This window comes from Arthrobacter sp. SLBN-112 (genome assembly GCF_006715225.1).
Taxonomy (GTDB): Bacteria; Actinomycetota; Actinomycetes; order Actinomycetales; family Micrococcaceae; genus Arthrobacter.
The window spans coordinates 2,639,986-2,661,981 of the sequence record NZ_VFMU01000001.1; the positions used below are offsets into that span (position 1 = coordinate 2,639,986).

Consider the following 21,996-nt stretch of genomic DNA (forward strand, 5'->3'; position numbering starts at 1 on the left):
GGTCCCGCCCCCCGAAGGAGCAGGATGGCCGGATTGAAGAGGACCCGAATGAAGGAGACAGGTGACCGCATTTTGGGTGGCAGTGGCGCTGGTGGTGGCAGGCTTCGCCGGCTGGCCGGTCACCGCGCTGGTGTTCAAGCTCGCCCGGACCATCGACGACAAAGCGGACGCTGCCAAGGCTGCGGAGGAAGCCCGCCGGACGGAACTTGACCCCTCTGCTGACGTCACCGTGGACGATCCTTCCGGGAGCGCAGCCGGCCAGACCGTGGACGGTGAGCTGAGCGCCCCTCCTGCCGTACCGGCGTCGGACGGGCCGCCGGCCGGACCCGCCCTTCCCAGCCAGCGCATCCTGCGCGGCGGGGCCATCATCGGCGTGCTGGAGCGGCTGGGGGTGTGCCTCGCCATCCTGGGCGGCCAGCCTGTGGCCATTGCCTACATAGTCGCCATCAAGGGCCTGGGCAGGTTCGCCGAGCTGAAGGAGACGCCCGTGGCCGCTGAGCGCTTCATCATCGGGACCCTCACCTCCATGCTCTGGGCTGCCGGAACGGCTGCCGCCGTGAAAGTCCTCTTCCTGCACTGACGCTCCGTCCCTGCGCCGGCGCTTTTCCTGCATGGGGGATGGGTACGGTACCAAGCCAGCCATGGCGATAGGGTAGCGGTATGACAGTTTTTGCCGTTGAGTACGTTTATGCCGCCAACTCCACCGAAACCCGCAATGAGGTCCGCCCCGCACACCGGGAATGGACGGGCAGCCTGGCGCAGGACGGCGTCATCGTGGCCAGCGGGCCCTACGGCGACGGTGCGGGTGCCCTGTTGATCTTCACTGCATCGGATGAAGCCGCCCTCAACTCGATCCTCAAGCAGGACCCTTTCGCCGCGGCCGGCGTGATCGCCGGAACCCGCATCACCGAATGGTCTCCGGTAACCGGCATGCTGGCCGGGATTGCCGCGTAGCCGCCTTTTCACCCTTTCAACTCAAGGAGTCCACGTGACCTCGGTCAGCCTGGGAATGCCGTCAGCACCACCGCCCGTCCTTGCCCCCCGCCGCAAGACGCGCCAGATCAAAGTCGGCTCGGTTGGCGTTGGATCTGATTTCCCCATCAGCGTGCAGTCCATGACCACCACGCCCACCACGGACATCAATGCCACGCTCCAGCAAATCGCTGAACTCACGGCGTCCGGCTGCGACATTGTCCGCGTCGCCTGCCCCTCCGCTGACGATGCGGAGGCGCTGCCCATCATCGCCCGGAAGTCCCAGATCCCGGTCATCGCGGACATCCACTTCCAGCCCAAGTACGTCTTCGCGGCCATCGAAGCCGGCTGCGCTGCCGTGCGCGTGAACCCTGGAAACATCCGCAAATTCGACGACCAGGTCAAGGAGATCGCCGCAGCAGCGCGCGATCACGGAACGTCCATCCGTATCGGCGTCAACGCCGGCTCCCTGGAGCCGGGCATCCTGAAGAAGTACGGCAAGGCCACCCCCGAAGCGCTGGTGGAGTCTGCCGTCTGGGAAGCGTCCCTCTTTGAGGAGCACGGCTTCCACGACTTCAAGATCTCGGTCAAGCACAACGACCCCGTCATTATGGTGGCGGCCTACGAGATGCTGGCTGAGAAGGGCGACTGGCCGCTGCACCTCGGCGTCACCGAGGCCGGCCCGGCGTTCCAGGGCACCATCAAGTCCGCCACCGCCTTCGGCGCGCTCCTGTCCCGGGGCATCGGCGACACCATCCGCGTGTCCCTCTCCGCGCCGCCGGTGGAGGAGATCAAGGTGGGCAACCAGATCCTCCAGTCGCTGAACCTGCGGCCCCGGAAGCTGGAAATCGTGTCCTGCCCTTCCTGCGGCCGTGCCCAGGTTGACGTGTACACTCTGGCTGAACAGGTCACTGCCGGGCTCGAAGGGATGGAGATCCCGCTCCGCGTGGCGGTTATGGGCTGTGTTGTTAATGGACCCGGCGAGGCCCGCGAGGCCGACCTTGGTGTCGCCTCAGGCAACGGCAAGGGCCAGATCTTCGTTAAGGGCGAGGTCATCAAGACTGTTCCCGAGAGCGCAATTGTTGAGACACTGATCGAAGAGGCTATGCGTATCGCGGAAGAGATGGGGGAGGCCGATGGCGAAGATGCTGTCAAGGGTAGCCCCGTGGTTAGCGTCTCGTAGGGACGCTCCTGACCCTGCGGGGCTTTCTGTCCGCACTCTGGACGGCCAGGATACCCCCGCGCTGTTATTGCTGGCCCAGCAGGACCCGGTGGCAAACGTCTTCATCCTGGCCCACCTGCGCGCCACGGGGACGGCAGCGCCCACCAGTGGTGGTGCCAGTGTCATCGGAGTCTTTGACGACGGCATCCTGACGGGTGCGTGCTGGGCCGGAGCCAACCTGGTTCCGGTCCAACTCGATCCCGCGCTGGCCCCCTTGGTGGCGGAGGCCGCAAACAGTTCCGGACGCCGGTATGCATCTGCCTTTGGCCCCGCCGCAGCCGTGCTGGCACTTAACGCCGAACTTGCGGAGTTGGGGCACCGTGCGCACGAGGTCCGGGCTGACCAGCCACTGATGATCATTGACGGACCGCCCCTGGTCCAGCCGAACCGGGGCCTGGACCTGGGGAACCTCGCCGACTTTGACCGCATCCTTCCCGCCTGCGCCGCCATGTTCGAGGAAGAAGTGGGGTATTCGCCCTACCTGGGCGGCAGGGAGTTCTACAGCCGCCGGGTGGAGGGCCTCATCAGGCAGGGGCACTCGCTGGTCCACCTCAACAACGCCCGCGAAGTGGTGTTCAAAGCTGAGCTCGGCGCAGTCACCGATGACGTCACCCAGGTCCAAGGTGTCTGGATGAACCCGATCTTCCGCGGCCAGGGGCTGAGTGCCGGCTACATGTCGGCTGTGGTGGAAAAGGCCCGGCAGATCGCCCCGGTGACCAGCCTCTACGTGAACGGCTTCAACACCCGGGCCAGGTCCACCTACGAACGCGTTGGCTTCCGCCAGGTAGGGACGTTCGCTACAGTTCTGTTCTAGCCGGGCACTGGCCGCGGCCAGCTGGATATTGGGGGAAAAATTGAAGACGTCAGTGCTGGGAACTTTGGGGGCTTCGGCCCTGCTGGCCATATCCGTTTCCGCCTGCGGCGGGACGGCAGGGCCTCCCGCTGCGGAGTCTTCGTCGGCCCCGCCTGCCACGGCCCAAACTTCGGCGGCAGCCCCGGCGCCAACAGCTCCGCCGACGCCAATCCCCACTCCCACGGCCAAGGTGTACACCAGTGGCGAACTCGCTGCCATCGTGGGACAGGTGCGTGACGATGCCGACCGCAGGCTTTCCGTCCTGCCCAGCGGTGACATTGCCGCGGCGGTGGAGCAAACCAAGGCAATGATCTCCTCCATCGAGGTTGAGCCGGCGGAGTGCAGGGAACTCGCTGCCGCAAGCACGGTGCCGTCGGTGGAGGATGCCACCATGGCGATCGGCATGAGCACTGACTCCGCTACCGGTGCGATGGCGGCGCTGTCGCTGGTGGCGGGGCTGGACCAGGGAGTCCTTGCCCAGGTTTCCGACCCGACAGAGCAGTTGGCGAAGTGTTCCTCCATGACCATGACGGCGTCGGGCATCAATGTTGCAGTCACCATCACGCCGGTGGAGGGGGCCAGCGGGCTGCCAGGCGCCGTCGCCTACCGGACCGACACCTCGTTACCGGATGGCAGCACGCAGTCCATGGTCAGGGCGCAGGTGGTCCACCACGGCATGTTGATCACCTCGGTGGCAGCCGGCGGTGAAAGCGGGACTGACGCCGTGCGGCGGGCAGGTGCGCTGCTGGACTCCGCCGCCGCCCAGGTCAAATAACCATCCGGTGGGTTAAAAAGTAAAAACACTTGTCAAACGTGTTCACGATCACATAGGTTCGTTCTAGCTGCGCTGGAAGTGGGGTGGGCGGTCTCACCAGTCCTCACCAGTACTTAGGCGATAACGGCGTCGGGCCACGCGCGGATACGATGACCAGCCCTATTGGGGGGCCAGGGGCTTTGTATTCCCGGGCGTGGCCCTACTGTGTCCGGGCCCTGAAAGAAGGTCTGCGGCAGCTGCCCGTGACGCCAGTCCATGCCGCAGGCCGTGTGCCGGTAGATTAGTACCCAGACGAATTGTCCGGCCCTGCTGACCCAGCACTTCCCCAGAAACGGATACCACCCGTGGTCCTACGACTGTCCCAGCTTTTCCTGCGCACGCTGCGCGAAGACCCCGTCGATGCCGAGGTTGCCAGCCACAAGCTCCTGGTCCGCGCAGGCTACATCCGCCGCGCGGCCCCGGGCATCTACACCTGGCTTCCGCTGGGACTGAGCGTGCTGCGCAAGGTCGAGGAAATCATCCGCGAGGAAATGGCTGCCATCGGCGCGCAGGAAGTCCACTTTCCGGCCCTGCTGCCCCGTGAGCCCTACGAAGCCACCAACCGCTGGACCGAATACGGTGAAGGGCTGTTCCGGCTCCAGGACCGCAAGGGTGCCGACTACCTGCTGGCCCCGACGCATGAGGAGATGTTCACGCTCCTGGTCAAGGACCTGTATTCGTCGTACAAGGACCTTCCGTTGAGCCTGTACCAGATCCAGAACAAGTACCGTGACGAGGCACGCCCGCGGGCAGGCCTCCTCCGCGGCCGCGAATTCATCATGAAGGATTCCTACTCCTTCGACGTTGACGACGCCGGGCTGGACGCCAGCTACGCAGCCCACCGCGGCGCTTACCTGAAGATCTTTGAACGCCTGGGGCTTGAGGTTGTTCCGGTGGCAGCCACCGCAGGTGCCATGGGCGGGTCCAGGAGCGAGGAATTCCTGTTCCCCACCGAGATCGGCGAGGACACCTTTGTCCGTTCCGCCGGCGGCTATGCAGCCAACGTCGAGGCCGTGACCACGGTGGTCCCCGACGAGATCGACTTCAGCAATGCCCCGGCCGCAGAGGTCCTGGACACCCCGGACACTCCCACCATCGAGACGCTGGTTACCGCTGCCAACCAGATTGCCCCGCGGGCAGAGGCCGACGGCGGCGCCTGGACTGCCGCGGACACGCTCAAGAACGTGGTCCTCGCCGTCACGCTGCCCACCGGCGAGCGGCAGTTGGTTGTCATCGGCGTTCCCGGGGACCGCGCGGTGGACCTCAAGCGCGTGGAGGCAAACATTGGCGCCTTCCTGCCCATCGCGGGCGAGATCGGACTCGAGCAGGCCGGCGAGGAGGACCTCAAGAAGCAGCCGCTGATCGTCAAGGGCTACCTGGGCCCCGGGCTTTCGCTGGACCAGCCGCTCCTGGGCTCCGAAAGCGAAACGAAGCTGCTGTACCTCGTGGACCCGCGCGTGGTCAGCGGAACGGCATGGATCACCGGCGCCAACGAGGCCGGCAAGCACGTTTTCGGCCTGGTGGCCGGCCGCGACTTCGCGTGGGACGGCGTCATGGAATGCACCGAGGTGCGCGCGGGCGACCCTTCACCCGACGGCTCAGGCCCACTGGAGACTGCGCGCGGCATCGAAATGGGCCACATCTTCCAGCTCGGCCGCAAGTACGCCGAAGCCCTGGACCTCAAGGTGCTGGACCAGAACGGCAAACAGGTGGTGGTCACCATGGGCTCCTACGGCGTCGGCGTGACCCGCGCCGTGGCCGCCCTGGCAGAGGCCAACCACGATGACCGCGGCCTGGTCTGGCCCCGCACCGTGGCCCCCGCCGACGTGCACGTGGTGGCAGTTGGCCGCGGCGAGGAGATCTTCCAGGCCGCCGAGAAGCTCTCGGCAGAGCTTGAGGACGTCGGCCTGTCCGTCATCTACGACGACCGGCCCAAGGTTTCCCCGGGCGTAAAGTTCGGCGACGCGGAACTCGTTGGCGTCCCCACCATCCTGGCCGTGGGACGCGGCCTGGTGGACGGTGTGGTGGAAATCAAGGACCGCCGCAGCGGGGAAGCCGAGAACATCGAGGTCGATAAGGCCGTGGACTACGTGGTCAACGCCGTACGAAACCAGTGATCTCCGGCTTCGAATCGATCCAGCTCACCACCATCATCCTGATCGTGGTGGCTGGATTCGCAGCCGGCTGGGTTGACGCCGTGGTGGGCGGCGGGGGGCTCATCCAGCTTCCAGCGCTGCTCCTGGTTCCGGGCATCGCGCCCGTCCAGGCGCTGGCCACCAACAAGATGGGCTCCATTTTCGGAACCGCCACCAGTGCCGCCACCTATTACCGGCGGGTGGGGCCGGACCTCCGGACTGCCGTGCCCATGGCGGTGATAGCCCTGGCGGGAAGTTTCGGCGGGGCCAGCCTGGCGGCCACCCTGCCGGCCGGGGTTTTCAAGCCCATCATCGTGGTGGCGCTGGTCGCCGTCGCGCTGTTCACCGCACTGAGGCCCAGTGTCGGTGAGCTAACGGCGCTCCGCCACGCAGGCCACAGGCATTACGTCGTCGCCTGCCTCATCGGGGCCGTGATCGGCTTCTACGACGGCCTTATCGGCCCTGGGACAGGATCCTTCCTGGTCATTGCCCTGGTGTCCGCCATGGGTTACGCGTTCCTGGAGGCCAGCGCCAAGGCCAAGATCGTGAACATGGCCACCAACGCCGGCGCGCTGCTGTTCTTCCTGCCGCACGGGTCCATCCTGTGGGGCATTGGCCTGCTGCTGGGGGCAGCCAACATGGCAGGCGGGTACCTTGGCGCCCGTACGGCCGTGCAACAGGGGAGCAAATTCGTCCGCATTGTCTTCCTGGTGGTCGTTGCGGCCCTCATCGTCAAGCTTGGCTACGACGTTTGGCAGGAAAACTTAGCCTGATTCATCCCGGAAACTGATCCTCGTGGCGTGGACCAGCCCGGCGTAGCATGCAGGTATGGCACACGGCGACGAAGAGTATGCCGCGGCACTGGCGGCCGCAGCCGGGCACTCGCAGGCCTGGCTGGCCACCCTCCCGCACCGCCCGGTGGGGCCCAGCCTGCACGCCCCCGAACTCGCCAGTGTGTTTGGCGGGCCGCTGCCGCGGAAAGGCATGCCGGCGGCTGATGTGATCGACTTCCTGGCCACCGCGGCCGAACCCGGGCTCATGGCCATGCCCTCCGGCCGGTTCTTCGGATGGGTTATTGGCGGCACCCTGCCCGCTGCCCTGGCCTCGGACTGGTTGGTTAGCGCCTGGGACCAGAACGCAGCCATCCGGTATGCAACCCCGGCCACCGCGGCCATCGAGGAAGCCGCCGGGCAGTGGGTGCTGGAGCTGCTGGGCCTGCCATCCACTGCCGACGTCGGATTCGTCACCGGCGCGACCATGGCAAATTTCACCGGAATGGCGGCCGCCCGCTGGCGGCTGCTCGCCGACGCCGGCTGGGACCTGGACCGGGATGGCCTCTTCGGCGCGCCGCGGATCCGCTGCTTCGTGGGACGGGAACGGCACGACACCGTGGACCTTGGCTTGCGCTATCTGGGCCTGGGCCAGCCCACGCAGGTGGACGCCGACGGGCAGGGCCGCCTGGTACCCGCCGCACTGGACGCTGCCCTTGCCGCGGGCACCGGCCCCGCCCTGGTATGCCTCCAGGCTGGGAACCTGCACTCCGGTGCCTTCGATCCCTTTACCGAGGCCATCGCCGTCGCGCGCAAACATGGTGCCTGGGTGCACGTTGACGGTGCCTTCGGGCTGTGGGCGGCCGCCGCGCCGGAACTGCGGCACCTTGTGCGCGGCTGCGGGGAAGCCGACTCATGGGGCACGGATGCCCACAAGACCCTGAACGTGCCCTACGACTGCGGCATCGCCGTCGTCAGGGACCCGTCGGCCCTGCGAACGGCGATGGGTCTTCACGCGAGCTACCTGGTCCACGACGCAGAAGGCCCGGGCGACCCCTTCGAGAAGGTCCCCGAACTCTCGCGGCGGGCGCGGGGAGTTCCGGTCTGGGCCGCCCTGAAAAGCCTGGGCCGGGATGGGGTGGCAGCACAGGTGGGTGGACTTGCCGCCGCCGCCACCGCAATTGCCGGGGGCATGGCGGGCCTGGACGGTGTGGAGGTGCTCAACGACGTCGTCTACACCCAGGTGTGCCTGGCCTTCGGCGACGACGACACCACCCGCGCGGTCACCGCCCGGGTCATCGAGGAGGGAAAAGTGTGGATGTCCGGCTCACGTTGGCGGGACCGCGATATTCTCCGGGTTTCGGTAAGCAACTGGCAGACATCCGGCGGGGAGGTGGCCGCGGCGGTGGACGCTGTCCGGTCAGCCCTGGCCGCCGTGCGGAGCGCTTAACTCCTTTTCGCCGGGGTCTAGCCGCCCCTGCCTATCCGCCCTGTCCGGGTTCCGGCAGAGCATGGGGATGCGGCAGGTCCGCCATTGTGCCGCCGGCGAGGGTGCTGGCGACCCAGAGGGACCTGGCCAGGTCGCCGGGGTGGCCATGGGCGGCGTACGTCAGTGCATTCTCCACCTCCCTGGCCACGCCCCATTGCCGGGCAACCTCAGGGTCCAGCCCGGCGGCAGTACTGAAGTCGTGACAGCGCCTGAGCAGCGCCGGCCCGGCTTGGACCGCCGGCAGCTCCCCAAGGCGGTTCCACAGCAGCGGCGCAACCGCGAACTCCGGCTCGCCGATCATTGGCTGAGGATCGATCGCTGCGTAAGCAGCCGGTGCCGGCGTGCCGTCCAGCTCGGCTGTACCGGGGCGGGCCAGGATGTTCAGGAAATGCAGGTCCGTGTGGACCAGGAGGTCGCGGGCGGACCGGCGTCCCACCGCGCCGCGCGTCTGGCAGACCTCCAGCGCCGCCTCCAACAGCCACCTGGGAAACGGCCGGCCCAGCTGCTCCCAGTCGGCTGGAAGATCATCACTCCACTGTTCGGCCCGGGCCGCGATGTGGCCGAACTCCCGCCACTCCGGCCGGTGGTCGGGGGCAATGCCCAGTTGCCGCACCAGCCCGCCCCACACCTGCACGGCGTCGTCCAACCCCAGGTCCGCCAGGGTCCGGCCGGCATCGAGGCGTTCCAGGAGCATGGCACACGACCCGGCATCCGAGGCCAACAGCCCAACAGCGCCGCGGCCATCCCAAAGGGCCAGGGCATGCCGCTCCACCTTGGCCTCGTCGTGGGGAAAAGCGATTTTGAGGGCTGCCGGCAACCCGTCCTGCCGCCGCACCGGTACCACCAGGCCGCCATGGCCGTTCCACGGCATGGTCCCGGGCGCCAGGTCCACCTCGAGGTGCCACTGCGCCAGGCGCTCCTGCAGCAGGCCCGGGAGGCGGGCAAGCCACGCCCTTCCTTCACTGGTGCGGGCGTAGCGGGCCGAAAGGTCCGGCGGGATGGAGACGGCTGCCACAGAACCACTTACGCCGGGGCCAGGCCCTGCCGGGTCCGGAACTGTCGAGTCAGGAAGCATCGGATCAGACAACGCCGGAGGCGCCGAGCAGGTTGCCGATCAGGAAGGTTGCGGCGAGCGCCAGGGCACCGCCAACCACCACGCGCACGGCCGCCCGGACTTTCGAACCGCCGCCGATCCACGCACCGAGGGCACCCGTCAGGGCCAGGGCCACCAGGACTGAAACGAAGGTCAGCGGAACACGGATCTCCGGTGGCGGAAGCAGGATGGCTAGCATGGGCAGGACGGCCCCGATGGTGAACGCGATGGCGGAGGCGAAAGCCGCGTGCCAGGGGCTGACGATGTCCGCCTCATCAATGTTGAGTTCGGCGGACAGGTGCGCGGCCAGCACATCGTGGGCCGTCAACTCCCGGGCAACCTTGGAGGCTGTTTCAGGGGTGAGGCCCTTGGCCTGGTAGATCGCCGTCAGTTCTGCCAGTTCCGCTTCCGGTTCTTCCTCGAGTTCGCGCCGTTCCTTCTCGATCAGGGCCCGCTGGCTGTCGCTTTGGCTGCTGACCGATACATATTCACCCAAGGCCATGGACACCGCACCGCCCACGAGCCCGGCCGCACCCGCCGCCAGGATAGGGCCGGTCTCGGCAGTGGCCCCGGCCACGCCCACCACAATCGCGGCGACGGAAACGATGCCGTCATTGGCGCCCAGGACGCCGGCACGGAGCCAGTTCAGCCGGTGCGCGATGTCGTTGCCGTGTGGTTCGGTCTCGAGGTGGCTGTTCAGTCCCTGGTTGGCTGCACTGGCTCCCGGAGCATCGGCCGGATCGTCCGCGTTCATCCCCTCAGCAAACCATTCCCGCCTGCCCAGTGCCAGCCTCGAGGTGGCCTTACTTGCCGGCGGGGGTTCGGAGGAGAGCCGCTGACCACCAGGGTTCAGGGAGCGGCAGGCGAGTACGGTGCGCCGTCTCGAGTAGGCAGGGCAGCGCCGGCAGGAAGGGGCGGCAGTTGGTCAATATCCAGTCGCAGCCCGGGAACGGGTCCTGGATCTGCGCCCCACCGCTGGGCCCGGCCCGCGGCGGACTGCAGCGCTGACAATGCCCACCTCCGGTCCTGGCCCTGGGACACCGCCACGACGTCCCCGTAGGCCGCCAGCGTGGCTGCCTCGAGCTTGCCCAAGCCGGCCGCCGGTGCAGCCAGAAAGCCTGGCTCAAGCACATACCCCGGCTGTTGCGGCAGGGGCGCCCCGCAGGCGGACCGGAGGCGTTCGGCCGCGGCTGCGGCCTGTTCCTTGTGCCGGAGCAGGAATTCCGACGCCGGGCCCGCCTCCGCGGGCGCCAGGCGGGGGAGTGCCGCCTGGTAGCCGTAGGCGGCCTGCTGCTCCGCGGTGATGGCAGCGGCCAGTGCCCGGCCCGCACTTGCGGGAGCGTCCGGCCCGGCGGCCTTCGGGGCGGCAGCCGGCTCCGACAACGACGGGCAGAGGGAAGCAGTTGCTGTAGCCGCGGCAGCCTCTTCCGGGGTTCCTGCCGGTCCCTGCGGTGCCGGTACCCCTGTTGCAGCGGCAAGACGTCCGGCCGCGAGGAGCTGTGCAGTGCCGGTACCCGCGAGGAGGCGCGCCATGCCGCCGTCGGCCGTCTCCGCGTCCTTGACGCGGGCGGTGCCACTGTTGGCCAGCGCCTGGACAAGTTCTGCGGCGGATTGGAGGCCGGCAGCAGGAGCACCGGCTGTCGAAAGGCCGGCGCTGGGAAGGCCGCCGGTGGAAGATGGCGACGCCGACGCCGGGCTGGAGTCCGAAGCGGGGCCGGACAGTGCCCTGGCCTGGATGGTCAGCAAGGTCACAACCGGCTCCACTGCGGTGGATTCGGCCGGGCCGGCGGAGGCCAGCTCCACCCCGGCAGCGCGCAGGTCCATCGCCTCGCTCAACGCCGCCGCCCGTGCGCGCTCGGAGAACGAAGGCGGGGCAGGTGCCGGCTTTTCCGCGGGATTCAGGGCGAAACCGAGGCTCAGGACAACCAGAACGGCAAGGCCAAGGACGGCAAAACGGAACGGGCGCATGCGCGGGCTGCTGTCCTGGCGGCGGTCTTTCACAACAGACCATGGTGTCACGGTGAAGGGGCACCCGGGTGCACCGTTGGGCCGGTAAAATAGCTACGCTAGTAAACACCACATCATCTATAGGGAGGCGGCCGGCATCGTGAGCAATGCAGAAGCCACGGCTTCACCAGACCATACCGGTACGGGAAGCGGATCCGCGCCGGCCCACAACCCCGAAGCTGCCCGGCTGCGGGCCCTCCTGGAACCCGCCGTCCAGGCCAACCGCCTGTACCTGGAGGACGTGGCCATTATTCCCGGCTCGCACCGCGTGGTCCATGTAGTGGTGGACCTCCCGCAGGAGGAAAGCGGCGGGGTCAGCCTGGACGTCATTGCGGACATCTCCAAGGTGCTCTCGGATGTGCTGGACAACGATCCCAACGACGACGGCCGTCCCTACGACCTCGAAGTGTCTTCACCCGGCGTCGGACGCCCGCTGACGGAACCCCGCCACTGGTACCGCGCCCGGGGCCGGATGGCCAAGGTGAACGTCATCCAGGGCGAGAACATCACCGGACGCATCCAGTCCGTGGACGATGGGGGAGTCACCCTGGTCCCCGAAGTCGCCGTCAAGAAGGGCATGAAGCCCCGCCAGGGCGAACCCGTAAAACTTCCTTTCGACAGGATCCGCAACGGAAAAGTCGAGATCGAATTCAGCCACCTCCCCGAGGATGGTCTGGAACCTGAACACAATGGACCTTCTGAGGAGGCCTGATGGATATTGACATGAGCGCACTGAGACTTTTGGAGCGTGAGCGTGAAATCCCGCTGGACCTCCTGATCCCCACCATCGAGCAGGCGCTCCTGGTGGCCTACCACAAGTCACCCGGCGCCTTCGAGAAAGCGCGCGCCGAGCTGGACCGCAAGAGCGGCCACGTCACCATTTGGGCTGTGGAGATTGACGACGACGGTGCACCCATCGGTGAATTCGAGGACACCCCGGAAGGATTCGGCCGGATCGCCGCCAGCACCGCACGCCAGATCATCCTGCAGCGCCTGCGCGATGTTGAGGACGATAACGTCCTGGGCGAATTCAAGGGCCGCGAAGGCGAGTTGGTGTCCGGCACCATCCAGCAGGGCAACAACCCGCACATGATCCAGGTCAACCTCGGCTCGCTCGAGGCCCTCCTGCCGCCGCCCGAGCAGGTTCCCGGTGAGAAGTACATCCACGGCAACCGGCTGCGCGCCCTGGTCATCGACGTGCACCGAGGTACCAAGGGGCCGTCCGTCACGCTCTCCCGGTCCCATCCCGGCCTGGTCCGCAAGCTCTTCGAGCTCGAAGTACCCGAGATCGCCGACCACTCGGTGGAAATCGTTGCCCTGGCACGCGAAGCCGGCCACCGCACCAAGATTGCCGTCAAGGCGAACACTCCGGGGATCAACGCCAAGGGTGCCTGCATCGGTGAGATGGGCTCGCGCGTCCGCGCAGTGATGACCGAGTTGAACGACGAAAAGATCGACATCGTCGACTTCAGCGAAAACCCGGCCACCTTCATTGCCAGTGCACTGTCGCCGTCGCGCGTGAATTCGGTCACCATTACGGACGAGGCCACGCGTTCGGCCCGGGTGGTGGTCCCTGACTACCAGCTGTCCCTGGCCATCGGCAAGGAGGGCCAGAACGCCCGGCTGGCGGCGAAGCTGACCGGCTGGCGGATCGACATCGTCTCCGACGCCGCGGTGGCCCGCGACAAGTAAGGTCCCGGGAGGGGTGGCTTCCGCAACGCGGCAGCCACCCGGTTTCGGGCAGAACGGCCCAAAGGGGCTAGAATAGACAAGACCGCGCCTAACGGCCGGTAGCCGTGTGCCTTGGGCGTGCTCGTTTCCGTGACTGCGGAGGCGGTAAACCTGCGGCCAGCAGAATGAACGTCAGGACGATAACCGTGGCAGAAGTGCTTTCCACCGGAAATCAGCCTGAACGTACCTGCATCGGCTGCCGGAAGAAGGGCCCGCGGTCGCAGTTGCTCCGGCTCGTCGCCGAAGGCAGCGGGTCAACCGCTGTCCTGGTGGATGAACGACGCCGGATGTCTGGCCGGGGTGCATGGCTGCACCCCAGCGCATCGTGCCTGGCTCTGGCGGTCAAGCGGCGAGCATTCGGACGTGCCCTTCCGGGCGCAACCGAAACAGCCGCCGTCGAACACCGGATCACGCGAGGCCCGAACGTTTACGCCGCCCCGGTGGCTGCAACACCAACCGTCCAACCTGAAAGCGGGTCAGAAATCTGATGGAAACCCGATGAGTTCCCAGCGATGAGTGCGTAACGATGACAACTTTGTTGCGCTCTGCAATGGGCCCTTCCGCTGTATTCGCGGCTGGGGTCCGCAGTAAGAAGTAGACGGTTCGTGCCTGGCTCGGTGCGGACCGAGACAGGAGAAATGTGGCCAAGGTCCGCGTACATGAGCTCGCCAAAGAGCTCGGTATTACTTCCAAAGATGCAGTGACAAAACTGCAGGAACTGGGCGAATTTGTTCGCTCCGCCTCTTCCACCATTGAGGCCCCCGTTGTGCGTAAACTGCGCAACGCCTTCCCCGACGCCGCTGCCAAGTCAGCGGCACCGGCCGCAGCGCCCGCCGCTGCGCCCAAGGCACCTGCTCCCGCAGCAGAATCACGTCCTTCAGCACCGGCTCCCGGCCCTGCTGCGCCCAAGGCTCCGGCCCCCAAGGCGCAGGCACCGGCTCCCGCCGCACCCGCACAGGCAGAAGCACCGGCCGCGCCGGCTGCCGCGCCTGCCGCCCCTGCGGCTTCGTCCTCGGCTGCGCCCACCTCGGGTGCTCCGTCCACCGGCGCCAAGCCCGGTGCACGCCCGGCACCCAAGGCCGACACCCCGGCTCCGTCCACCCGTCCGGGTGGATCCGCACCGGGTGCGTCCGGACCCCGTCCCGGCGGCCCCCGTCCGGGTAACAACCCCTTCGCCACCTCGCAGGGTATGCCCCGCGGCCGCGGCGGAGACGGTGAACGCGCCCCGCGTCCGGGCAACAACCCCTTTGCCACCTCCCAGGGCATGCCCCGTCCCGGTGGCAGCCGTAACGACGGCGACCGCCCCGGTGGCCCCCGTCCCGCAGCCGGTGCCGGCGGACCCCGTCCGGGCGGGCCGCGTCCCGCAGCCGGTGCAGGTGGACCCCGTCCCGCGGCTGGTGCAGGCGGACCCCGTCCGGGTGCACCCCGCCCCGGAGGTCCCCGTCCTACTCCCGGCATGATGCCCAACCGCACTGAACGTCCCGCACCCGCAGGTGCAGGCCGTCCCGGTGGCGGCGGCCGCGGTCCCGGACGTCCCGGCGGCGCACCCGGAACCGGCGGTCCCGGTGCCGGCGGCGGAGCTCCCGCCGGTGGTGGCTTCGGCAAGGGCGGCCGCGGCCGCGGCGGCACCCAGGGTGCCTTCGGCAAGGGCGGCGCAGGCCGTGGCAAACAGCGCAAGTCCAAGCGCGCCAAGCGCCAGGAACTTGAGCAGATGAGTGCCCCGTCGCTGGGTGGCGTGAGCGTACCCCGCGGCGACGGCAACACCGTCATCCGGCTCCGCCGCGGCTCGTCCATCACGGACTTCGCCGACAAGATCGAGGCAAACCCCGCCGCACTGGTGACCGTGCTGTTCCACCTTGGTGAAATGGCCACGGCAACGCAGTCGCTGGACGAGGAGACCTTCGCCCTGCTGGGCGAGGAGCTGGGCTACAAGCTCCAGGTAGTGTCGCCGGAAGACGAGGAGCGCGAGCTGCTCTCCGGGTTCGACATTGACTTCGATGCCGAGCTGGAAGCCGAAGGCGACGAGCAACTCGAGGCACGTCCTCCGGTTGTCACCGTCATGGGCCACGTCGACCACGGTAAGACCCGCCTGCTCGATGCCATCCGCAAGTCCGACGTCATGGCTGGCGAGCACGGCGGCATCACGCAGCACATCGGTGCCTACCAGGTCACGCACAACCACGAAGGCGACGACCGCAAGATCACCTTCATCGATACCCCGGGCCACGAGGCGTTCACCGCCATGCGTGCCCGTGGTGCGAAGGTCACCGACATCGCCATCCTGGTGGTCGCAGCGGACGACGGCGTAATGCCGCAGACCGTTGAAGCGCTCAACCACGCCCAGGCGGCCAACGTGCCGATCGTCGTGGCAGTGAACAAGATCGACAAGGAAGGCGCCAACCCGGAGAAGGTCCGCGGCCAGCTGACCGAATACGGCCTGGTTCCCGAGGAATACGGTGGCGACACCATGTTCGTGGAGGTCTCTGCCCGCCAGAACCTCAACATCGACGAGCTGCTCGAGGCCGTCCTGCTCACCGCAGACGCAGCCCTGGACATGCGGGCCAACCCGAACAAGGACGCCCGCGGTATCGCGATCGAAGCCAACCTGGACAAGGGCCGCGGTGCCGTTGCCACCGTCCTGGTGCAGTCCGGTACGCTGCGCGTCGGCGACACCATCGTGGCAGGCACGGCCCACGGCCGCGTCCGTGCGATGTTCGACGACGACGGCAGCGCCCTGACCGAGGCCGGCCCGTCCCGCCCCGTCCAGGTGCTGGGTCTGTCCAACGTGCCGCGCGCCGGCGACACCTTCTTCGTAACCGCTGACGAGCGCACCGCCCGCCAGATCGCCGAGAAGCGCGAAGCCGCCGACCGCAACGCCGCCCTGGCCAAGCGCCGCAAGCGCATCAGCCTGGAAGACTTCGACCAGGCCGTCGCCGAAGGCAAGATCGACACCCTCAACCTCATCCTCAAGGGTGACGTGTCCGGTGCCGTGGAAGCCCTCGAAGACGCGCTGCTCAAGATCGATGTCGGGGAAGGCGTGCAGCTGCGCGTCATCCACCGCGGCGTGGGTGCCATCACGCAGAACGACGTCAACCTGGCAACGGTGGACTCCGCCGTCATCATCGGCTTCAACGTCAAGCCTGCCGAGCGGGTTGCCGAACTGGCAGACCGCGAAGGCGTGGACATGCGCTTCTACTCCGTCATCTACGCAGCAATCGATGACATCGAGGCAGCGCTCAAGGGCATGCTCAAGCCGGAATACGAAGAAGTCCAGCTCGGCACCGCCGAGGTCCGCGAAGTCTTCCGCTCCTCCAAGTTCGGAAACATCGCCGGCTCGATCGTCCGCTCCGGCATCATCCGCCGTAACACCAAGGCACGGATCAGCCGCGACGGCAAGGTCATTGGTGACAACCTCACCGTTGAGACGCTCAAGCGCTTCAAGGACGACGCCACCGAGGTCCGCACGGACTTCGAATGTGGTATCGGTCTTGGCTCGTACAACGACATCACCGAAGGCGACATCATCGAGACCTTCGAGATGCGTGAGAAGCCGCGCGTCTAAACCTTGATGCTCTACTGGTGCGGGGCCGTCGGGATTTTTCCGGCGGCCCCGCCCCTTCGCTGGGTGGCCAACGTCTTACGACGTCGGCCACCCAGCTTCGGCAGGCCCGATGCCACTCCCAGGCCGCCGGAAAAATCCCGACGGGAGTCCCGTCTTACACTCGCCTTAGGTGGGTGGCAAAAACGTAAACGTACGTATCGGCCCCCTCGGGCCGCCGTCGTGCGTCCCATATTTTTTAGGAGTTGTTCATGGCTGATCCGGCACGTGCTGCCAAGTTGGCGCAGCGGATTAAGGTTGTTGTTGCTGAGGCTCTGGGCCGGAAGGTCAAGGATCCCCGGCTGGAGGGCATCACTGTTACTGATGCCCGCGTGACCAATGATCTGCAGCACGCCACCGTTTATTACACCGTCTTCGGCGACCAGGCTGTCCAGGCTGATGCTGCCAAGGGACTTGAGAAGGCCAAGGGTGTGCTCCGGCAGGAAGTTGGCCGGAACATCACCGTCCGGCTGACTCCCACCCTTGAGTTCGTGGCTGACCAGATTCCGGTCAACGCCTCCAACCTGGAGGAACTGCTGCGCGAGGCCAAGAAGCGGGACGCCGAGGTTGCTGCCCTTGCCGCCAACGCCCGCCACGCCGGCGACGCGGACCCCTACAAGTCCGATGCCGCGGCCGACGTGGATATCGACGAGGACGACTTCGACGAAGAGGACCTGGACCCCGGCGACGACGAAGACCTCGACGAGGACGGCAACAAGTAGGCAGCTGGCGCTTGCCGGCATGACAACAGGACCCGGAGTCATCTCCGGGTCCTGTTGCATAGGTGCTGCCGCCTGTCAGCGGTCGACTTCGATGACCCTGCCTGCAGGCGTGGCCGCGGGAGCGTCCGGCGCTGAAGGGTCTTGCAGCCCCATCAGTGCATCCACCGTGGCGAAGACATCCCCATCCCTGTACTCAACATCGGCGGGCTGGTTCACGGCAAGGAAACGTGACCGCTCGGCATCGCCGGTGAACTTGAGGATTTCGCCACCAAACAGTGACGCCACGTAGACGTCCCCGTTGTCTGCCACGGCCAGCCCGGTGGGGCTCAGGATGTGGTCCGCCCAAACAGTCGTGTCACCGTTCCACGGATTCACCTTGAAGACGGCACCGCGCGGACCCATTTCCGGTCCTTCCGGGCCACCAGGCAAGGACGTGACGTACAGCCAGCCGTCCGGCCCTATTTCAACGTCGGTGGGAACGGGTTCGAAGGCGTACTTCTCGCCGACAACACATTCAGGTACCGGCACGGTGTGGCCCTGCATGTCGACGGGGATCTGAAGGCCGGCCGGGACCTTGGCTGGCCTTGGCGGCAGGACCGCCAGCGTCGAAATGGCGCCTGATGAAAGATTCACCTTGAGGATCGCGTTCATGCCGGCATCAGCCACATAGGCAGTATTGCCTTTGACTGCCAGGGCGTACGGGTGGGAATCCACCGCTCCTGTGTACCGGGCGGGCGGGAAGGCCGGCCAGTCCGCCAGGCACGTGTCACTGACATCTGGCTCGAAGCCGTAGTGCTGGTCACCGTCGGGGTTGTGCTTCCGTTCGTAGTCCGCGAAGTTGGCGATGGTGTCCACATGACCCTTGGAGTCAATGGACTTGAGGTAGCCCTGGAGAGCTGCAGGATCCCCCTGCCCGGCTCCGGTACTCTCCAGGAAATACGTCATGCCATCGTGGATATCCAGCCCGGCGACTTCCCAGCCCTTCTCCGCGGTATGGATGTCCTCGCGATCGCCGTCGTGCTCCACGCGGGTGAGGATGCCGGCGAAATCCTGGCTGACGCGGGCAGATTCACCACTGCCCACCGCGAGATGGAGGGGCGAAACGAGGCCGGTTGCCATGACCTCATAATCCGGGTTGTGGCTGGATGCGAAGGCCGGTGCGGCCTGCACCATGCTGGCGGCGGCCACACAGGCGATAAAGGTGAGTTGTCGTTTCATTGGGTACTCCGGGGTGCGAGATGCCCTTGCGGGCTGGATATGAAGCCTCCGCAGAGGCGAAATGATCCCCCGGCGCAAGCGTAGGCCCCTACCAGCGGGTAGTCGTTGGGGGCATCCCCCCTTTCTGGCCCCCTTTTCGTCCCCCAACGGGGCACCTGTGGCTAGGATCGTGCTATGACGTCCGCAGACCACGGCAACAGGGGCTTGCAGCACCCCGAATCTGCCCAGCATCCTGGGCAGGCTCAATACCTTGAACAGGCCGTGGAACTGGCCACGCGCAACGTCGCGGAAGGCGGCGGACCATTCGGTGCGGTGGTGGTCACGCCGGACGGACGCATCCATACCGGAGTCAACAGGGTGACCAGGGATAACGACCCCACCGCCCACGCGGAAGTGGTGGCCATCCGGGCGGCGGCCGCCGCTGCAGCCGATTTCGATCTCACCGGTTCGGTCCTCTACGCAAGCTGCGAGCCGTGCCCCATGTGCCTGGCGTCCGCCTTGTGGGCCAGGGTCGGCCGCGTCTACTACGCAGCGGACCGGCACGGGGCCGCGGCGGCAGGCTTCGATGACGCACTGTTCTACGACTACTTCAGTGGCGCGGCGCCAGAGCTGATGCCGGTCACCAAGGGTGACATCCCGACGTCGGACGTCCCCTTCCAGGCGTGGCGCGCCTTTGACAGCAGGAAGGAATATTAGCCATGGAACCCACACTCTTGAGCTGCCCGGCCTGCGGCAAGACCAACCGGGTTCCGGCCAGGGCTTCGGGCCACCCGCGCTGCGGCAACTGCAAGGCGGACCTGCCCTGGATCGTATCCGCAGGCGACAGCGACTTCGCGGCCGTGGCGGAGCAATCCCCGGTTCCGGTGCTGGTCGACTTCTGGGCCGCCTGGTGCGGACCCTGCCGCATGGTCAGCCCGGTCCTGGACAAGCTGGCCCGGGAACGGCCCGGGAAGATCAAGCTGGTGAAGGTGGATGTGGACACGTCTCCGGGCCTGTCGCAGCGGTTCGATGTGCAGGCCATTCCCACCTTGATGGTGCTCGTTGACGGAAAGGTGGCAGCGCGCCAGGCCGGCGCCGCACCCGCGCAGGTCCTCCGTTCCTGGCTCGACAAGGCCCTCGCCGGCGCCCGCAGCTAGCTAAGCTCGCAGCGCTCGAGGCCCAGCACCGGCCCCGCCGGTCTACGGCCGGGCGCCGGAAGCCGGGACAGCCCATCCAGCAGATCCTGTTTCCGGCCGCACAGCGCGATCCGGACCCACCCCTCGCCAATGGAGCCGAAAGCGGTCCCCGGAGCCAGCGCCACGCCGGAGTCTGCGAGGAAACGCCGAACCCAGGCCCGCACATCCCCGCCGCTCACATGGGACATATCAGCCCACAGGTAGAACGCGCCCTGCGCCGGAAGGTACCGGATCCCCTTCGCTGCCAGCACCGCAGAGGCGGCGTCCCGGTTCTCCCGGTAGTGCTGGTGGGCGTGCCGGACGTAGTCCTGCGGCCCGGTCAGCGCCGCCAGCGCCGCATACTGCGGCGCAGAGGCCACGCACGAGACGATCGATTCCATGACGTTGTCCATCTTCTGTTTGAGCCCTGGCGGGCAGACCAGGGCGCCGATGCGCAGCCCGGTCAGGCCGTAGGTCTTGGACAGTGTCAGCGACGTGAACACGCGCGCATCCGCCGCGGTGCCGCCGTCGAACCTTGCCGGGCTGACGTGGGGCACATCGTAGGTGAACGCCTCGTAGCACTCGTCCGAGACCACCCAGATGTCGTGCCGACGGGCCAAATCCATGAGTTCCCGGACCACTTCTTCACCCAGCACGGCGCCGAGCGGGTTGGAGGGGGAGTTGAGGACCAGCACCCGGGTGCGGCTGCTGATCAGCGCCTCCACATCGGCTACTAGCGGCTGGAAGCCGTGTTCGGGGTGCAGCGGATAGCCCACAGGGACGGCATTGAGCAGCCGGCTGGTCATGGCGAAGGTGGGGTAGCCCGGGTTGGGGATCAGGATTTCGTCCCCGGGGGAGAGCAGCAGGCTCATGGCGAAGTGCAGCCCCTGCTGCGCACCGGACACCACGTAAACGCGGTCAGCGCCGACGTCCACTCCCTGTTCTTCCCGGAACCTGGCAGCGAACGCTTCACGAAGGGCCGGGATCCCGGCGTTGGGCGTGTAGTTGGTTTCGTCGCGGTCCAGGCAGGCGATGCCTGCGTCCAGGACATGGCGGGGGAGCGGGAACCCCGGCTCCCCGATGCTCAGGACAATGGCACCGGGAGTACGCCACGCGGCCTCGGTGATCTCGCGGATCTGGTTGACGGGCACGTCGCGGACATGGGCGGCAAGCTCAGGCATGCCAGCCATCCTAACGGGCGGTGCGGGACTGCCGTGGAGCGTGCGGTACCGGACCCGGCGGGTGGGCAGACGGGCCTACCAGCGCCGATATACTGGGAGGCGTGCTTTCTGGACTGGTGATAGTGGACAAGCCGCAGGGATGGACCAGCCATGATGTGGTTGGCCGGATGCGGCGCCTCGCAGGGACCCGGAAAGTGGGGCACGCAGGAACCCTGGACCCGATGGCCACCGGCGTGCTGGTGGTCGGCATCAACAAGGCCACGCGGCTGCTGACCTACATCGTGGGCACCTCCAAGACCTACACCGCCACCATCCGGCTGGGCCAGTCCACCGTCACCGATGACGCGGAAGGGGAAGTCACCGCCACGGCCGGCACGTCCGGCGTCAGCGAGCAGGCAATTTACGACGGCGTCGCGGCCCTCACGGGCGACATCCAGCAGGTGCCCAGCAGCGTCAGCGCCATCAAGGTGAACGGCGAACGCGCCTACGCCCGCGTGCGGTCGGGCGAGGACGTGAAGCTTGCCGCACGCCCCGTCACCATCCACCGTTTCGAGGTACACGCCATTCGGTGGGACACGGAAGCGGATGTGGTTGACCTCGACGTCACCGTCGAGTGCTCCTCGGGCACGTACATCCGTGCCCTGGCCCGGGACCTTGGCAATGCCCTCGGCGTCGGAGGACACCTCACCGCCCTCCGCAGGACCCACGTGGGCCCCTATTCCCTCGATCAGGCGCGCACTCTTGAACAGCTGGCCGAGGAGCTCAACGTCCTGGAAATGTCGCAGGCTGCCCGCGCGCTGATGCCCAACCGCGAACTCAGCGCCGAGGAAACCACGGAAATTTCCTTCGGGCGGCGCATTGCTGCCGGGGCCGCTCCCGGCGCTCCCGGCGCTGCCACCCCCGAACATCCCGCCGCTGCCTTCGCCCCCGACGGAAACCTGGTGGCCCTTCTGGCCGACGCCGGCAGCTACGCCAAGCCGGTGCTCGTCTTCGCCCCCGGCTCCGGCGCTGCCGCAACCGCCGCCGCGGAGGCCTAA

The 21,996-nt window shown here is 67.2% G+C and carries 21 protein-coding genes; 16 read left to right on the forward strand and 5 right to left on the reverse strand.

The window, feature by feature from the left end:
- The first annotated feature begins 61 nt into the window (after positions 1–61).
- From FBY33_RS12210 to FBY33_RS12245, 8 genes are all read left to right on the forward strand, one after another.
- Positions 62–580 carry a hypothetical protein gene (locus FBY33_RS12210; protein ID WP_142030803.1) on the forward strand — a complete coding sequence of 173 codons (519 nt, stop codon included), beginning with the start codon at positions 62–64 and terminating at the stop codon, positions 578–580.
- 80 nt (positions 581–660) lie between these two features.
- Positions 661–954: a YciI family protein gene (locus FBY33_RS12215; protein ID WP_142030804.1), complete on the forward strand. Its 294-nt coding sequence runs from the start codon at positions 661–663 to the stop codon at positions 952–954.
- A 34-nt stretch (positions 955–988) separates the two neighbouring features.
- Positions 989–2,155 carry a flavodoxin-dependent (E)-4-hydroxy-3-methylbut-2-enyl-diphosphate synthase gene (gene ispG / locus FBY33_RS12220; RefSeq protein ID WP_142030805.1) on the forward strand — a complete coding sequence of 389 codons (1,167 nt, stop codon included), beginning with the start codon at positions 989–991 and terminating at the stop codon, positions 2,153–2,155.
- A complete protein-coding gene (locus tag FBY33_RS12225; protein ID WP_142032822.1) occupies positions 2,118–3,008 on the forward strand; it encodes a GNAT family N-acetyltransferase in 891 nt (296 codons plus the stop codon). The genes ispG and FBY33_RS12225 overlap by 38 nt, the downstream gene beginning before the upstream one ends.
- 40 nt (positions 3,009–3,048) lie before the next feature.
- The gene (locus tag FBY33_RS12230; RefSeq protein ID WP_235010550.1) at positions 3,049–3,822 is read left to right on the forward strand and encodes a hypothetical protein; all 774 of its coding nucleotides are present in this window, start codon (positions 3,049–3,051) and stop codon (positions 3,820–3,822) included.
- A 344-nt stretch (positions 3,823–4,166) separates the two neighbouring features.
- Positions 4,167–5,978, forward strand: coding sequence for a proline--tRNA ligase (locus FBY33_RS12235; protein ID WP_142030806.1), 1,812 nt, complete (start codon positions 4,167–4,169; stop codon positions 5,976–5,978).
- The gene (locus FBY33_RS12240; RefSeq protein WP_142030807.1) at positions 5,975–6,769 is read left to right on the forward strand and encodes a sulfite exporter TauE/SafE family protein; all 795 of its coding nucleotides are present in this window, start codon (positions 5,975–5,977) and stop codon (positions 6,767–6,769) included. Before FBY33_RS12235 ends, FBY33_RS12240 begins: the two co-directional genes overlap by 4 nt.
- Before the next feature lie 55 nt (positions 6,770–6,824).
- A complete protein-coding gene (locus tag FBY33_RS12245; RefSeq protein ID WP_142030808.1) occupies positions 6,825–8,216 on the forward strand; it encodes a pyridoxal phosphate-dependent decarboxylase family protein in 1,392 nt (463 codons plus the stop codon).
- Between the two features lie 31 nt (positions 8,217–8,247).
- On the opposite strand, the gene FBY33_RS12250 is transcribed toward FBY33_RS12245, so the two are convergent.
- The 3 genes from FBY33_RS12250 to FBY33_RS12260 form a co-directional block, all read right to left on the reverse strand.
- Positions 8,248–9,270, reverse strand: coding sequence for an aminoglycoside phosphotransferase family protein (locus FBY33_RS12250; RefSeq protein WP_442858330.1), 1,023 nt, complete (start codon positions 9,268–9,270; stop codon positions 8,248–8,250).
- A 64-nt stretch (positions 9,271–9,334) separates the two neighbouring features.
- Complete coding sequence (locus tag FBY33_RS12255) at positions 9,335–10,102, reverse strand: VIT1/CCC1 transporter family protein (RefSeq protein ID WP_142030810.1); 768 nt, start codon at positions 10,100–10,102, stop codon at positions 9,335–9,337.
- Between the two features lie 95 nt (positions 10,103–10,197).
- On the reverse strand, positions 10,198–11,316 hold the full coding sequence (locus FBY33_RS12260; RefSeq protein WP_142032826.1) for a DUF4439 domain-containing protein: 1,119 nt from the start codon (positions 11,314–11,316) through the stop codon (positions 10,198–10,200).
- 139 nt (positions 11,317–11,455) lie between these two features.
- On the opposite strand from FBY33_RS12260, the gene rimP reads away from it, so the two are divergent.
- From rimP to rbfA, 5 genes are all read left to right on the forward strand, one after another.
- The gene (gene rimP / locus FBY33_RS12265; RefSeq protein WP_142030811.1) at positions 11,456–12,067 is read left to right on the forward strand and encodes a ribosome maturation factor RimP; all 612 of its coding nucleotides are present in this window, start codon (positions 11,456–11,458) and stop codon (positions 12,065–12,067) included.
- Positions 12,067–13,047, forward strand: a complete 981-nt coding sequence (nusA, locus tag FBY33_RS12270; protein ID WP_142030812.1) for a transcription termination factor NusA — start codon at positions 12,067–12,069, stop codon at positions 13,045–13,047. Before rimP ends, nusA begins: the two co-directional genes overlap by 1 nt.
- 164 nt (positions 13,048–13,211) lie before the next feature.
- Positions 13,212–13,574 (forward strand): YlxR family protein, encoded by a 363-nt coding sequence (locus tag FBY33_RS12275; protein WP_142030813.1) that lies wholly within the window; start codon positions 13,212–13,214, stop codon positions 13,572–13,574.
- Between the two features lie 152 nt (positions 13,575–13,726).
- Positions 13,727–16,648 (forward strand): translation initiation factor IF-2, encoded by a 2,922-nt coding sequence (gene infB, locus FBY33_RS12280; protein ID WP_142030814.1) that lies wholly within the window; start codon positions 13,727–13,729, stop codon positions 16,646–16,648.
- A 248-nt stretch (positions 16,649–16,896) separates the two neighbouring features.
- A complete protein-coding gene (gene rbfA / locus FBY33_RS12285; protein ID WP_142030815.1) occupies positions 16,897–17,406 on the forward strand; it encodes a 30S ribosome-binding factor RbfA in 510 nt (169 codons plus the stop codon).
- 75 nt (positions 17,407–17,481) lie between these two features.
- Here the strand turns inward: rbfA and FBY33_RS12290 are convergent, their stop codons facing one another.
- The gene (locus FBY33_RS12290) at positions 17,482–18,624 is read right to left on the reverse strand and encodes a ScyD/ScyE family protein (protein ID WP_142030816.1); all 1,143 of its coding nucleotides are present in this window, start codon (positions 18,622–18,624) and stop codon (positions 17,482–17,484) included.
- A gap of 174 nt (positions 18,625–18,798) precedes the next feature.
- Here FBY33_RS12290 and FBY33_RS12295 point away from each other — a divergent pair, with 174 nt between their 5' ends.
- Both FBY33_RS12295 and trxA read left to right on the forward strand, forming a co-directional pair.
- Complete coding sequence (locus tag FBY33_RS12295; protein WP_235010552.1) at positions 18,799–19,320, forward strand: nucleoside deaminase; 522 nt, start codon at positions 18,799–18,801, stop codon at positions 19,318–19,320.
- A 2-nt stretch (positions 19,321–19,322) separates the two neighbouring features.
- Entirely contained in the window at positions 19,323–19,760 is a 438-nt protein-coding gene (trxA, locus tag FBY33_RS12300) for a thioredoxin (protein ID WP_142030817.1), read from the forward strand.
- Here the strand turns inward: trxA and FBY33_RS12305 are convergent.
- A complete protein-coding gene (locus FBY33_RS12305) occupies positions 19,757–20,959 on the reverse strand; it encodes a pyridoxal phosphate-dependent aminotransferase (protein ID WP_200831372.1) in 1,203 nt (400 codons plus the stop codon). The genes trxA and FBY33_RS12305 overlap by 4 nt on opposite strands.
- A 101-nt stretch (positions 20,960–21,060) precedes the next feature.
- Between FBY33_RS12305 and truB the strand changes: the two genes are divergently transcribed.
- Positions 21,061–21,996, forward strand: a complete 936-nt coding sequence (gene truB / locus FBY33_RS12310) for a tRNA pseudouridine(55) synthase TruB (protein WP_142030819.1) — start codon at positions 21,061–21,063, stop codon at positions 21,994–21,996.